The following is a 15,165-nucleotide window of genomic DNA, read 5'->3' on the forward strand; positions in this document are numbered from 1 at the left end:
ACGGGCGTAAGGTGGTGGGTTCTTTTACATGCCAAAAAGAGAGGAGAATGGGGAAGTTGCACGGGAAAAAAGGACATTTTAACTCACTTCGGAATCAGATCTTCATTGGTTTTGTTATGGTGATGCTTGTTGTTCTGCTGCTCGCAGGCATATCGGCTTATGATCGGGTAGCTGCTCTGCTGAAAAGCAATGCGGAGAAACATATTCACCAAACCGCCGTCCAAGCCAGTGGCAGATTGGATGCACTCATTGCACAAGTGAATTCGCTGACCGCCCAGGTGGCGGATGATTCATACGTGCAGCGTCTGCTCAGCGATGAGAAACAAGGCAACCCGGCGACCTTTAATCAGCGCCAAGCTCTCTTGCAGATTGCAGGCAGTTATCAGTCTTTCATCAACGGCGCACAAAGTATGGAGATATACACTACGGGTTATAACCGGATCTTTCCGATGGATGACCGATCCCTCGATCTCAGAGTGGAGCGCAACTGGATCAGCTTAGCGGATGAAGGAAAAGGCAGACTGGTATGGGCAGGCGCTGACCCTGAAGATCCGGGTGTGCTCCTGGCTATTCGGCGGATTAACCTGCTGGATCATTCTTTCGAACACGGAGGTTATGTGGTGGTGCGGATGCAGCGTAGTTTTTTTCAACTCAATGATTCGAATGGGACAGATGGTTCGCAGGACTCTATCATGCTCTTGGATGGTGCAGGCGAAGTGGTGAGTTCCGATCTGGAAATTAATCTCGATCCAAAGGCCATATTGGACAGCGGATCAGTCGTGCAGAACGGGGAGGAATCCTATATCGTCGTCAGGCAAAAATCGGAGTTAACGGGATGGACACTTGCTGTCCTGACCCCGTTGCGGGAGACAACGGAAGGTGTATCCATCCTGAGAACAGCGTTGCTCGTCTCGGGAATGATTGGTGTTGTTCTGTTCCTTATCATGTCCTTCTTCCTGTCCACAATGATTACACGTCCACTCATACGGCTGATGCGGGCCATGCGCAGTGCAGAGCCGGGAGCAATGAGACCTAATCTAATGGTTAGCTCTACGATGGAGATCAATGAACTTAACAACGTATATAACCAGATGGTCTACAGGCAGAATGAATTGACCCGTGTGGTTCATGAGAAGGAAGTCATGCAGTCCCGGGCTGAGCTGAAGGCGTTGCAGTCTCAGATTAATCCCCATTTTTTATTCAACACACTGGAGGCATTCTATTGGTCCCTTGAGGAGAAGGGAGACGAGGAGATGGCACGTATGGTTGTGGCGATGTCCCGATTATTTCGTTATATCATCTCCAGTTCGCAGCAGGATGAATGGGTTACGATTGCCAACGAGCTGGAACACGCCGAGCGTTATCTTCAAATTATGCAGATGCGGTTGGGAGAGAGAATGCAATGGGAGATTCAGCTGAGTGATACGGTGCGTAAGGTCGCAATACCGAAACTGCTCATACAGCCCTTAGTGGAAAATGCGATTCTCCATGGGATTGAAAGTAAACTGGGACCGGGAAAGATAAGCATCCATGTGGATGCTTTGACCGAGAAAAATCTGGTTTGCATTAAGGTTCGGGATGATGGTCCCGGTATGGATGAATTACGGCTTCAAGCTGTCATTCAAGCTTTACATGGTGGCCCCCCTGTATCTAACAAGGGTACAGGTGTAGGTCTAATCAACGTACATCGGCGACTGAAGCTTTACTTTGGAAGCCAACTTGGCGAACGTTGCAAGCTTACCATAACAAGTAAGGTTGGGGAAGGAACTGTCATTTGTTTTGAGATTCCCAAGGGAACGGAGGGTGCATATGATTCATGACAAAACGATTCTTATCGTTGATGATGAGCCGCGTACAAGAGAGGGTATTCGCAAAACACTGGAAGGATGGTCGGCAGGACGAAATCACATTCAGACTGCAGAAAGTGGTGTCGAGGCTGTGGAATGGCTCAAGAAAAAGCCAGCAGATCTGTTAATAACGGATGTTCGCATGCCGGAATTCTCTGGCTTGTCTCTGATTGAAGCCATTCAACATTTTTCGAACAAGCCTGTTGTCCTGATTATGTCGGGACATGCCGATTTTCAGTACGCCCAACAGGCCATTAAGCTGGGTGTTGTGGAGTATATGTTGAAACCAATTGATAAGGAACAATTGCTGCAGACCGTCGAAAAAGCCCTAAAGTTCAGCGAACAACAGCGACGTATTCAAACGATGCAGGAAATGGTTGACCCCAAGTTGCTGGATGTTAAGGAGCGAGGGGAACAGAGGCTCAATAGCCAGATAAGTGAAGCTTTGACCTATGTGGATGCTCATCTGGGTGAACATGTGACCATGCGTGAAATCGCTGATTTACTCCATCTCAACTCCAGTTACTTCAGCGTATTGTTTAAGGAACAGATCGGCATCAATTTTAGTGAATACCTTACCCGCAAACGCATTCAGCGCGCGAAGGAGTTGCTTGTACAGACAACGATGCCCATCTCGGAAATTGCCGAACAGGTGGGTTATCAGACGGATAAGTATTTTATCACAGTATTTAAAAGCCTTGAGGGGCTAAGTCCAAGCAAATATCGGCATTCCCTATCTGAACGAAATAACAAATAACCTCAAAAAAGTGGAGTTTTTCCAAATTACTCTGGTCTTATAGGTGTGATAGGCCCGTGCTACAATTTGGTTAAAGCGGTTACATTAACCGAAAAAACCAAGGGGGTTGGAATAATGAGCAAAAAGACGATGGCCATTCTTCTGTCATGGACGCTGGTTCTCGCCGTAATTTTATCCGGATGTAACAGTTCAAGTTCGGATGAAGAGGGTGAAACAGGCAGCAACGGCACAGATGGGAAAGTAACCCTCAAATTCATGCACCTCTGGCCAGCAGGCAGTTCCGCACAGCAAAACAAACTGGTCAACGATATCATCAAGCAGTATCAAACGGATCATCCGAATGTAACCATTAAGCAGGAAGTGCTGGAGAATGAACAATATAAGAACAAATTGAAAATCCTGTCGGCATCCAATGAACTTCCCGATGTTGGTGTAACTTGGGCTGCTGGATTTCTGGAGCCTTATGTGAAGGGGAACCTGTTCGCACCGGTCGATGATCTGTTGAGTGACTCGCTGGGCGAGAAATTCATAGCCGGAACAACAGAAGCTTATGCGATAGACGGTAAAACATATGCGCTACCAATCGAGTTGAATATCTCCCCCATTTATTATAACAAAGCCATTTTTGCAAAATATAACTTGCAGCCGCCAGCAACGTACGATGAATTCCTGAGTGTGCTGAAGACACTGACAGAGAACGGTGAGGTGCCGATTGCACTGGGCAATAAAGACCGCTGGACCGGCTCACTCTGGTACATGTATCTGGCGAATCGATTAGGTGGAGATGCATTGGAAAAGGCCATCAATGGCTCTGGCAAGTTTGACGATCCTGCGCTGACTCAAGCTGCTGCCGAGGTACAAAAACTGGTGGATATGAATGCTTTCAATAAAGGCTTCAACGGGTTGTCTAACGATGAGGGCAAATCCGAATTTATGAACGAAAAAGCTGCCATGTACCTGATGGGCACCTGGGAACTGCCAAACTTCACGACTAACCCGGACATCCCGCAGGAATTTAAGGACAAAATCGGATTTTTCAAATTCCCAACAATGGAAGATGGCAAGAGCGATATTAACAGCTGGGTAGGTGGTCCAGGCGTAGGACTGTTCGTGGCCCAGAACTCCAAAGTGAAGGAAGAAGCGCAGAAGTTTGTGCAATACTTTGTGGAAAAATGGGGTGAAAGTTCGGTAACTGAGGCAGGCGTCATCCCGGCTACCAAAGTGGATACGGCGGCAGTACAGTTGCCACAGCTCTATATTGACCTGCTGAACGAATTGAATCAGGCCAGCAGCCTTACGCTCTTTGCAGACGTACAGATGAAACCGGCAGCCGCTCAGGCACATCTGGACATGATTCAGGCATTGTTTGGCAAAGCGGTAACACCGGAGGACTTTGTGAAGAATCATCAGGCTGCAATTGATAAAGGCAATTGACGTACACACGTTTGAACGCTTGAAGGGAGGATAATGTGATGGACAAAGTCATGTCCAACCGTCTCGTTGCTGCGTTGTACGTGCTTCCTGCACTGCTTCTGCTGCTGGTCTTGGTTTACATCCCGATCGTGCTCACCGGGTATTATGGGTTGATGCAATGGGACGGGATCGGTGCAATGACCTTTATTGGATTGGATAATTACGCCAGACTTCTTCAAGACGGAACATTCTGGCAGAGTGCGAACCATACCTTTTTGCTTGCTTTGTTCTCTGCGCTGAGTCTGATCGGTTATCTGATGATTGCTTTGGTGCTGTCAGGCAAGATCAAGGGTGCCAATCTGTTCCGCAAAATATATTTGATCCCGATGCTGCTGTCTTCGGTCGCGATCGCCCAGTTATGGCTGAAGATCTATCATCCCAGCAATGGTGTACTGAACACCTTTCTGGAAGCGATCGGCTTCAGCAATCCGCCAGCTTGGCTGGCGGAGCCATCCCTGGTGTTGTATGCACTATTCGTACCGATTCTATGGCAGTATGCAGGCTTCTATATTTTGATCTATTATGCGGCCCTCAAAAATATTCCGGAATCTCTGGTGGAAGCAGCCCGGATTGATGGGGCAAGTCCTTGGCAGATCGCTTTTCGAATCAAGCTGCCCCTTATTACAGAAGTCATCAAGGTGACTGTGGTACTGGCTGTGGTGGGCTCACTCAAGTATTTTGACCTCATTTACGTGATGACCGATGGCGGACCAAATGGCTCCAGCGAAGTGATGGCCTCCTATATGTATCGTCAGGCATTCCGTAGCTTCGACTTTGGTTACGGCAGTGCTGTAGGGTTCTTCCTGCTCTTGATCTGTCTGCTTGTTACCTGGCTGCTTCGTAAAGCGACAGCATCCAAAGATACGATCCAGTATTCCTGACGTAAGTGAAATGAAAGGAGGTCCATCCCGGTGAAGACGGATACGGCCGTTAGATTGCCAACTTACCCGGGGACAAGCCGAGGTTCGGCATGGTTAAGGAGATTCGGATATATTCTGCTGTATTTCCTCTTGTCCCTGGTAGCTTTGCTGCAAATTTTACCTTTGGTATGGTTGATGTTATTCTCGCTTAAAAATAATCAGGAAGTATTCGACATGGCGCCTTTTTCCCTTCCTGCTACTCCGCGTTGGGAAAACTATGTCAAGGTATGGACAGAGGGAAATATCAGCTTGTACTTCTTCAACAGTGTATGGATTACGGTGGTCTCGGTGGTGATCACCGTGCTGTTCGCCAGTCTGGTGACCTTTGCCATTACACGTATGCGCTGGAAGGGTCGTTCGCTGGTACTGGGGCTGTTTATGGTGGGTCTGATGATCCCTGTACACTCCACGTTGATCCCGCTGTTCAGCTTGTTCCTGAAGCTTCATCTCACCGATCATCCTTTGTCAGTCATCCTGTCTTATATTGCCTTTAATATGCCAATTACCATTATGATTCTACTCGGATTCTACTACGCGCTTCCCCGAGAAGTGGAAGAAGCCGCAGTGATGGATGGTTGCTCCGTGCATCGGATTTTCTTTCGGATTGTGCTGCCAATGACGTCTTCGGTCATTTCCACAACGGCGATCATCAACATGATCTATAACTGGAATGAATTCATCTTTGTTAATACGTTCATCAGTACAGATTCGTACAAAACCCTGACTGTTGGGGTACAGAACTTTATTGGTCAATACACAACGGATTGGGGAGCCATTGGTGCAACGCTGATGATTAGCATTATGCCAATCCTGATTGCTTTTCTCATCTTGAGTAATCGAATTGTGGAGGGCATTGCTGCGGGTTCTGTTAAAGGTTAAAAGGTTGAGGGTCCAAGGTCCTTCCATTACTTGCTTAAAAGCGAGTTGGGAGGGGCCTTTTTTGTCTTCTGAAACCTCTGATAAGCTTACGGAAATGGGGCTTTATGAAAGCAGTGAAAATACCTATTTATGGAATTACAAAAAACTTTCAACTATTTTCGCAAAACTACTGCATTTTCAAACCACCTGTGCTAACATACCCTAAGAATTAAAGCCCACATGGGAAAGGTGAGAAAATGACAGCAATATCCTCAACCAAAGAGTCCCTTCGTTCTGATGCCAAGGATCTGAATCTGATTCGACTTACATGGCCTATTTTCCTGGAACTCTTCTTATTTATGTTGATGGGGAGCGTGGATACGCTCATGCTCAGCTCGGTATCCGATAATGCGGTCTCCGGCGTTGGAGCAGCCAATCAGATTATTTCTATCGCTATCCTTGTATTGGAAGTCATTGGACATGGTGCTGCGATTGTAGTCGCACAATATATCGGATCCAAAAAGTTAAGTGAAGCAGCACAAGTTACGGGTAATGCGATCACACTGAATCTTATCGTAGGTCTGGTCCTGAGCGGAATCTTCCTTCTGTTCGGAGGACATTTGTTATCACTCCTGAACATTCAAGGCGAAATTTATGATTTTGCCCGTTCGTATATAAATATAGTCGGTGGCGGTATCTTCCTTCAGGCGCTCATTAATGCGCTGGCTGCGACGATTCGTACACATGGTTATACCAAAGAAACGATGTATGTCGCTGTATTCATGAACGTGATTCACGTTGTTGGTAACTATGCATTGATCTTTGGACACTTCGGCCTTCCGAAGCTTGGAGTGGAAGGGGCAGCAATCTCTACGGTGGGAAGCCGGTTTATCTGCCTGCTGATCTTCTTCTGGTTGTTGTATCGTGTGAGCGAGGTACGGGTGGATTTTGAATACTACATTAAGTTGTCTAAGAAATTCATTGGCAAAATTCTGCGGATTGGCATTCCGTCTGCGATGGAATCCATGGTATATCATTCCTGCCAGCTCGTGTTCACGCTGTATGTGACCTATCTGGGCGCAGAAGCTATGGCAACCAAGCAGTATGCGGGTAACATCTCCAGCTATATCTACTTGTTCAGCATGGCGATTGGTATGGGGACATCGATCATTGTAGGTCGGCTTGTGGGTGCGCGGCGCAAAGACGATGCGTACAAACGTGTTTTTGACAGTGTAAAATGGGCCCTTCTTGCCACGGTTATCATTGATGTAATCATCATTTTTTTCCGTGTGCCGCTGATGAGCATATTTACGGATAATCCGGAAATTATCAAGCTGGGGGCTCAAGTGATTCTACTCAGTCTTTTGCTCGAAACCGGGCGTACCTGCAATATTGTAATCATTGGTTCCCTGCGTGCGGCAGGGGATGCAAAATTCCCGGTATACATGGGGCTGATCTCCATGGTCTGCATGAGTCTGCCACTGGGGTACCTGCTCATATTCAAGCTTCATCTGGGGCTCGCGGGTGTGTGGCTTGCCATTGCGGCAGATGAGTGGACCCGCGCGGTCATTATGTTCTTCCGCTGGAAGAGCAGAGCTTGGGAGAAACATGAATTGGTGGAGCATGATGACGAAGAGGTTGGTGCACAGCCGGTACCGGCTGTCTGACGAAGAATGTTGTGCAAAGATATAAATGAACCTGCTGTAGATCAATGAAGTGGCTCTAGAGTAGCCACAGGACGGCGGTTTCCCAGAAGAGTCAATTACGGATAGGATTCCATCCGTGATTGGCTCTTTTTGCATCTCCGGCAGAGGTAAGCAGAGGTGAAGATAGCAAAATTGATCAAAACAGCGGTTACACCATTCACGTATAGTAAGGATATGGAAGGGGGCTTTACCTCAGTTGAGCCGTTACCGTGCAATGATTCAGCAAAGTTTGTTCTATATTGAGACTCATCTGCATGAGCAGATTGGGCTGGAAGAAGTGGCATCCGAGGCGTTGTTGTCGCCATATCACTACCATCGAATTTTCCGTAATGAGGTGGGCATGACCGTGGTGGATTATATCCGAAACCGTCGGATGAGTCTGGCGTCCACCACCCTCCGATCGACGGATGCGGGCATTTTGGACATCGCTCTGGCTTGTGGTTTTGAGAGTCAAGAAGCCTTCACCCGTGCATTCCGCAAATTATATGGCATGCCACCAGGACGTTTTCGCAAATTGTTCGATCTGAAATTATTCGAAGGAAGAACCAGAGGAGGAGAATTACAGATGAACCAGACGTCAACAATTACAGGTTGGATGTTAACCGGGAGTCACCCGCAGAATTATGAGATGGGCATTGATCCGGCCGAAGTGCATCAGGGAAAAGCATCAGGATATTTGAAGGCCGTTACGCCAATGGAGCCCAACGAGTTTGCAACAATGATGCAACAGTTCAGAGCGGACAAGTATGTGGGTAAGCGAATGAAATTATCGGGATTCGTGAAGACCGAGCGTGTGGATGCGTTCTGCGGATTATGGATGCGTGTGGATAATAACGTGCATGATGTACTTCAATTTGATAACATGCATGATCGGCCAATCACGGGTACGCAGCCATGGAATCAGTACAGTATTGTGCTTGATGTGCCGGAGGGCAGCGCGGTCATTTCATTCGGGGTTATTTTGAACGGCAAAGGAAAAGTGTGGGTCGACAGCTTCCGCTTCGAGGAGGTTGATCTGAACACACCACTGACACATATGGAGACAGAGTACGAGATGTCGGACGAGCCGCTGAATCTGTCATTTGAGGAGTAGAAGCAATTTATGTGCAGATCCATTATCAAGCTGAGGCTATATGGGAATTATGATATAATGCTGGTGAGAATGGAGCTGATGCTGAGTGACGGAATTACTCGATCCACGAGTAGATTTTGTGTTCAAACGCATTTTTGGAAGTGAGCAAAACAAAGATGTTTTGTTAGCTTTTCTGAACAGCACGTTTATAGAGACCGGCGAATCTCCTCTTACGGAGATCACTGTGGTTAACACGTATACAGATAAGGATAGTCCAGAGGATAAACAATCCATTCTGGATATTAAAGCAAAGACGGTAGAAGGCAAACTAATTAACATTGAAATGCAGCTGTTTAACCCGTATAACATGGAGAAAAGGACGTTGTTTTATTGGAGTGAGATGTACTTTCATCAGATAAAAAAGGGTGAAAACTATAGTCTACTCAAAAAATGCGTGACTATTAATATACTCAACTACTCCTGTCTGGATAATGAGCGATATCACAATGTTTTTCATTTACGAGAAGATCATACAGGTATTGGTTTGACGGATGATATCGAAATACATGTGATGGAACTAACCAAATTGGATGAGTATTCTGTTCCGATGGAAAAAGGCGGACTCGTGAATTGGTTATTATTCCTGAAAGGAATAGATACATCAAACTGGGAGGTGCTGGCCATGAATGAACCGATGTTGAAAAAGGCGATGGATACGCTGGAATTTCTGAGTCAGGATGCGTCCACCAGAATGGCCTACGATGCTCGGATGAAAGCATTGAGTGACGAAAAATCAAGGATTGAAGGCGCACGAGCTGAAGGAGCAGCCAAGGGTAAGTTGGAAGGCAAGAGAGAAATGGCTCGTGAGTTACTCACACTTGGCGTAGATCTCTCTGCTATAGTTAAAGCATCAGGACTCTCCGAAGATGAAATTAAGAAGTTATTGCCTAAGCAGTAACATAAATTAGGAATCTATAGACCAAGGGCTAATCCAATCACGGGTTGGCTCTTTTTGTTGCCTTTAGGGTATAAAGAAAGTAGAGCCAAGTCCAAGCTGAGAGAATGTACGTCTTTTTTTAACCCTTAACTCATCCATAGCTAATTCGCACGGACCTTGCTAACATAGACCCATAAACTAACTCATGACATAGATAAAGAGGATGAACCCTATGAATAAAAAAGTGCTCGTGGTAGATGACGAAACAAGTATTGTCAGTGCCATTGCTTACGCGCTGCGGCGCGAAGGATATGAAGTAGATACTGCGAGTGACGGCGAAGAGGCCTTGGTTAAGGTCGCATCGTTTCACCCACAGGTCATGATTCTGGACGTGATGATGCCAAGGCTTGATGGATACGGCGTATGCCGCAGGCTGGAGGACCGCGAGGATATCGGCATTATTTTGCTGACCGTCAAAAATGATATCGTGGACAAAATCGTTGGCCTGGAAATGGGTGCCGATGATTACATGACCAAACCGTTCGAGATCCGTGAACTGCTTGCAAGGGTGAAAGCGCTCATGCGCCGTGTCGAGAAAAGCAGTCCACCACCTGACGATTCGAAGAATCAGGCCATCGTGAATGGCACACTGCGTATTCATGTTGCTCACCGCACGGTGACCGTGAATGAGGAGAAGCTGGATCTGACACCAAAAGAGTTCGACCTGCTGACCATTCTCATGTCCAATCCCGAGCGGGTGTACACACGAGACGATCTACTAGATCGAGTGTGGGGCATGGAGTATGCGGGTGGTACACGAACCGTAGACATTCACATCCAGCGTTTGCGTAAAAAAATTGGAGATACGGATCAGCAAAAATTACAGACCGTGTACGGGATTGGTTACAAAGCATCTGCGCCTGAAACAGGCGGGGCCATATGAGAGTCAGCATCAAGCTGAAGTTCAGTGTTTTTCTGGCAGCCTTGCTTATCCTGACCGTGGTTGTGCTTAGTTCACTGGTTCTGCGCGGTATTGAACGCAATCAGCAGTCACAGATTGAGGGTATTCTGTCCCAACAGACACGGCTGGTCAACTTGAACGTGAGACAAGCCTACTATACGGAGTCCGTTCATCTCGAACAGGACGTTTTTTTACAGCAAAACGGCCGCAGGCTTGCACAGGAACTGGCCAATTCTACCGGATTGCCAATTGCTCTCTATGATATGAAGGGCCAGCAAGTCGGTTCATCGATCAGCTCTGGGGAGAGTGCGATTGTTCAGGATACGCTCAACTATGCACTGCAAAATAAAATTGCCTATCATGAACAAGGGGATACCTTGCTCTATGCCGCACCACTGGACGGTCCGGATGGACAGATGGGTGCTGTATGGATGCAATATCCGGTCCAAAGCTATCATGAATTCTATACTCGAATCCTTCAATTGTTCATATGGGCAGGAATTACCGTTGTTGCTCTGAGCTTCATATTAGGTTATCTGTTCTACAATCGGTTTGCCGTTGCGATTACTCGGTTGAAGAAATCCGCAGATTCCATTCGCGAAGGCAATTACATTACGGAGTCTCCTTTAAAGCGCAAGGATGAGTTGGGGGAGCTGGGGCAGGGCATTTATTATATGAGTACATCCATTCAGCAAAATATCACAGCCATGCATGCGGAGCAGCAGAAGCTGCAACTGGCGATTGAGAAACTTCAGGCGCTGGAACAGCAGCAGAAACAATACATCGGTAACATCAGCCATGAATTCAAGACACCACTGACATCGATCAAAGCTTATGTGGAGCTGCTCGACATGTATAAGGATGATCCGCAACTGCTTGATGATGCCACAAGTAACATTGGCAAAGAAACGGAGCGGCTGTACGAGATGGTCGAGAAAGTCTTACATTTATCTGCCCTGGAGAAGTATGACTTCGAGAACCAGGCCGAAGATGTAGAGGTCAGCGCTCTGCTGAAGGATGCCTGTGGCCGGATGCGGGGGAAAGCCGAGAAATTCGGGCTGAACATGGAACTGGATCTTGAACCGGCGGTGATCCGCAGCGATCGGGAGAGTCTTATGCATATTTTCATCAACATGCTGGATAATGCCATCAAATATAACGTTCCGGATGGTGTGATCCGGGTGAAGAATGAACTGCGGATGCAGGAGCGTCAAGCGGTCATTCGCATCTATAACTCGGGTATGCCGATTCCGGCAGAGGCGCGGGAGAAGATTTTTGAACCCTTTTACACCGTGAACAAAGACAGAGCCCGAAAAACCGGCGGAACCGGACTGGGTCTATCTCTCGTGAAGCAGTTTGTTGAAAAACAGGGCGGTACAATCACCCTGCTGTCGGGCGATCCAGAAGATGGGGAAGGTGTGACGTTCCAGCTCATGTTCCCATTGGCTGATTCAAGTTTACAAGTTCGAAACAAGTCTGAATAACTTTGGAAGTATGCGATGTATATGCTTGGTCTATAGCAAGAGAAACCAGGGGGGACCATCATGAATTGGAAACAAGCAGCTATGGGCACGTTCGGAGCCATTGCCCTGTTAACGACAGCGGCATGCGGGGGAACAACGGAGCCGGGGGGCAACGCACAAGGCGGGAAAACGGGCACGGATATTACGGTAAAAGATAATACCAACACGTCCGTGTACCAGAGCTTCAAGCTGGAGAAGATTGATAAATTGCCGAATATGCGCGGAATCGCATGGCTAAGTGATGATTGGATTGTATCCGACAAAGAGAACAAGTCCTTGAAACCCGTCACGGTTGAAGGTCAGGAAAGATACCCGCATAACTTATATATGTATGATCTGACGAAAGGTACAGACACGCCGCTCAAAGAAAGTGAAGCCAGTCTGGGTGCACCGCTGGTATCACCGGATGGTCAGTACCTGTTCTACCGCGAGCCGGAGGAAAATACGGGCAAAGGCTACTTCCTGAACCTGCATAACGGGGAGACAACCCCTGCTGGCAAGGAGGATGGATTTATCCAAGAGGGCGCGTGGCTGGATAATGAACATGTCGTTTTCCCTAATATGAAGGGTGATCTGATCTCGGCAAGTGTGGACGGTACAACAAAGATACTGGTGGAAACAGGTAATTTCAATGTACGGAGTATCAAGGTGTCAGGCAATATGCTCTATTATATTACGGGCGAAGATGGCCAGTTGAATGCATACGATGCGAAGACGGGTGACGTAAAACAGGTGCTGAAAAGTGTGGAGTGGGTCATCCCTTCTAATGATGGAACAAGGCTTGCGATTGTGAAAAAAACAGCGGATACCAAACGGGCGCTGGTGCTCACCGATCTGGAAGGCAATGAGAAGGCCACGCTTGCCAGAGGCACACAGATTTTCGGCACAAGCTGGTCGGGTGATGATTCCAAGATTGCATATACCATCAATTCTGAGAATGATAATGAGAAAGGGCTATTTGTCTCCAACACGGAGTCGGCAGAACAGTTCCAGATCTCGGCCGATATGGACAACGCTTCTGACCCACTCGCCTGGAGCCCGAAAGGAAATAAAATCCTGTTATCGCAGGCGGTATTGGAGAATGAATCGTATCACTTTGTAACCTCGGTCATTACGATCTCGGAATAGGGTGAATGGTGCGGACAGATATGTTCCATATCTTTCATGCCTTACTATACATTTATATTGACTAAGCTGTTCCGCTTCCGATAAACTAGAATGCAGGAATAAAAGTCGAATGTCAGGCAGCAGTTCGAGACGATGTTTCGGGCGGCTGTTTATTTTCTTTTTAACAGTAAGGGTGCAACGTAGTCGTCTTGCCGGATGATCCGGCTAATAACAACATGGAATAGGAACAGGTGATATACATGTGTAACAGCGCGTACCGCGTGCTTTTATATTATAAGTTCGTGAAGATTGAAGACCCCGAGACGTTTACACAAGAGCATCTGCAATACTGTAAGGACCTGGGTGTGAAAGGCCGTATTCTGATCGCATCCGAAGGCATCAACGGTACCGTATCCGGTACGCCAGAACAGACGGAACAGTACATGAAAGATATGCTGGCTAATCCGCTGTTCAGCGACATGGTGTTCAAGATTGATGATGTCGAGGAGCATGCGTTCAAAAAAATCTTTGTTCGTCACAAAGCAGAGCTGGTAACCTTCCGTGTGGAAGATGAACTTGACCCAAATGTGACTAGCGGCAAACGCCTTTCGCCGAAAGAGTTCCATGAACATCTACAACGTGATGACGTTATCGTTATCGATGGTCGCAATGATTATGAATACGAAATTGGTCATTTCCGCGGGGCCATCCGTCCAGATGTGGAGTCGTTCCGTGAGTTTCCGGAGTGGATCCGCGAGAACCTGGGTGACATGAAGGACAAAACGATTATTACCTATTGCACTGGCGGCATTCGCTGCGAGAAGCTGACTGGGTTCATGATCAATGAAGGATTCCAGGATGTGGCTCAATTGGACGGCGGTATTGTCACGTACGGTAAAGATCCGGAAGTACAAGGCCATCTGTTCGATGGTAAGTGTTACGTGTTTGACGAGCGGATCTCTGTACCGATTAACCGGACAGAAGAGGATATTGTCATTGCCAGCTGTTATCACTGTGGAACGACACATGACCGATATATTAATTGTCCAACCTGCAACCTACAGCATGTAAGCTGTGAGGATTGCGAAGAGACGCATAACCGCTTTTGCTCGGATGCCTGCCGGGAGGCAGCACCGGTACACGCATAAGCAGGAGAGCAGGTGCTGATCGTGAAGCGCGAAGAGGAACGAACGACGCGTGAACGGATTTTGTTCATGCTGAAGCAGCAAGGTACATTGACCGCGAGGGAAATGACAGCTGATCTGGGTCTGACCGGCATGGCCATTCGCCGTCATCTGACGGCACTGGAGCAGGACGGCTGGATTGAGGTTCGGGAGGCCCGGGCTACGGCCGGACGTCCTTCCTCGGTGTACCAATTGACGGTACGCGGGGACAGCTTTTTTCCAAAATCATATTCGTCCCTTACGCTGGAACTTCTTGAAGAATTGTCTGACTCAGCCGGGAGCGGTGTGGTAGATGCATTGTTCGAGAGTCGCCGGGACAAGTTGCTTCGCAGCGGATTGCCACAGATGGAGGGCCAGGATCTGGCTGGACGGGTGGAGGAACTCGCTCGAATCCAGAATGCCAACGGATATATGGCGGATGCGTCCAGAGAAGACGATGGAACTTACGTCATTACGGAAATGAACTGCCCGATTGTACAAGTCGCGAGTGTCTACAAGCAGGCTTGCCGCTGTGAACTGGAACTGTTCCGCTCGCTACTCCAAGCTGAGGTGGAGCGTACTGAATGTTACGCCGATGGCGGCAAAAGGTGCAAGTATGAGATTCGCGAAGCGTCGGGGAATTAATTGGTGAGAGTTTGAAAAAAAGATAATAAAAGATATTCAAAGTGTAAAGAAGAAGAGATGGTATCGAGTTTCGTCGAGGCCATCTCTTTTTTATATCCTGCGTTACGTGAAACTGTATGAAAGAAATTTCTCTAACGAACCCTGTAGACGTTAATTTCCTCTCCAAAGATCTTTTCAAAATTTAACGAATCGTAAA

Annotated in this window: 13 protein-coding genes; all 13 read left to right on the forward strand. The window is 47.5% G+C overall.

Annotated features, from left to right (window positions below; all coding sequences use genetic code 11):
• The first annotated feature begins 47 nt into the window (after positions 1–47).
• Positions 48–1,820: a sensor histidine kinase gene (locus MHB71_RS26795; RefSeq protein ID WP_340028137.1), complete on the forward strand. Its 1,773-nt coding sequence runs from the start codon at positions 48–50 to the stop codon at positions 1,818–1,820.
• Positions 1,810–2,604, forward strand: coding sequence for a response regulator (locus tag MHB71_RS26800; protein ID WP_036671597.1), 795 nt, complete (start codon positions 1,810–1,812; stop codon positions 2,602–2,604). The genes MHB71_RS26795 and MHB71_RS26800 overlap by 11 nt, the downstream gene beginning before the upstream one ends.
• 114 nt (positions 2,605–2,718) lie before the next feature.
• Positions 2,719–4,038 (forward strand): extracellular solute-binding protein, encoded by a 1,320-nt coding sequence (locus tag MHB71_RS26805; protein ID WP_036671596.1) that lies wholly within the window; start codon positions 2,719–2,721, stop codon positions 4,036–4,038.
• Positions 4,039–4,076: 38 nt separating this feature from the next.
• On the forward strand, positions 4,077–4,958 hold the full coding sequence (locus MHB71_RS26810; protein WP_036606643.1) for a sugar ABC transporter permease: 882 nt from the start codon (positions 4,077–4,079) through the stop codon (positions 4,956–4,958).
• A gap of 54 nt (positions 4,959–5,012) precedes the next feature.
• Complete coding sequence (locus tag MHB71_RS26815) at positions 5,013–5,876, forward strand: carbohydrate ABC transporter permease (RefSeq protein ID WP_340030230.1); 864 nt, start codon at positions 5,013–5,015, stop codon at positions 5,874–5,876.
• Positions 5,877–6,112: 236 nt separating this feature from the next.
• Positions 6,113–7,522, forward strand: coding sequence for an MATE family efflux transporter (locus MHB71_RS26820; RefSeq protein WP_036606645.1), 1,410 nt, complete (start codon positions 6,113–6,115; stop codon positions 7,520–7,522).
• Between the two features lie 235 nt (positions 7,523–7,757).
• A complete protein-coding gene (locus MHB71_RS26825) occupies positions 7,758–8,654 on the forward strand; it encodes an AraC family transcriptional regulator (RefSeq protein ID WP_081745845.1) in 897 nt (298 codons plus the stop codon).
• 85 nt (positions 8,655–8,739) lie between these two features.
• Positions 8,740–9,591 carry an Rpn family recombination-promoting nuclease/putative transposase gene (locus MHB71_RS26830; RefSeq protein WP_076329252.1) on the forward strand — a complete coding sequence of 284 codons (852 nt, stop codon included), beginning with the start codon at positions 8,740–8,742 and terminating at the stop codon, positions 9,589–9,591.
• Positions 9,592–9,802: 211 nt separating this feature from the next.
• Complete coding sequence (locus tag MHB71_RS26835; protein ID WP_340028138.1) at positions 9,803–10,513, forward strand: response regulator transcription factor; 711 nt, start codon at positions 9,803–9,805, stop codon at positions 10,511–10,513.
• Positions 10,510–12,015 (forward strand): HAMP domain-containing sensor histidine kinase, encoded by a 1,506-nt coding sequence (locus MHB71_RS26840; protein ID WP_340028139.1) that lies wholly within the window; start codon positions 10,510–10,512, stop codon positions 12,013–12,015. The genes MHB71_RS26835 and MHB71_RS26840 overlap by 4 nt, the downstream gene beginning before the upstream one ends.
• Positions 12,016–12,075: 60 nt before the next feature.
• On the forward strand, positions 12,076–13,182 hold the full coding sequence (locus MHB71_RS26845; protein ID WP_051447007.1) for a hypothetical protein: 1,107 nt from the start codon (positions 12,076–12,078) through the stop codon (positions 13,180–13,182).
• A gap of 239 nt (positions 13,183–13,421) precedes the next feature.
• A complete protein-coding gene (locus MHB71_RS26850; RefSeq protein WP_036606654.1) occupies positions 13,422–14,309 on the forward strand; it encodes a rhodanese-related sulfurtransferase in 888 nt (295 codons plus the stop codon).
• 12 nt (positions 14,310–14,321) lie between these two features.
• The gene (locus tag MHB71_RS26855) at positions 14,322–14,969 is read left to right on the forward strand and encodes a winged helix-turn-helix transcriptional regulator (RefSeq protein ID WP_081745846.1); all 648 of its coding nucleotides are present in this window, start codon (positions 14,322–14,324) and stop codon (positions 14,967–14,969) included.
• Positions 14,970–15,165 lie beyond the last annotated feature (196 nt).

Origin of the sequence: Paenibacillus sp. FSL H7-0940 (genome assembly GCF_037979415.1) — a bacterium.
Taxonomy (GTDB): Bacteria; Bacillota; Bacilli; order Paenibacillales; family Paenibacillaceae; genus Paenibacillus; species Paenibacillus amylolyticus.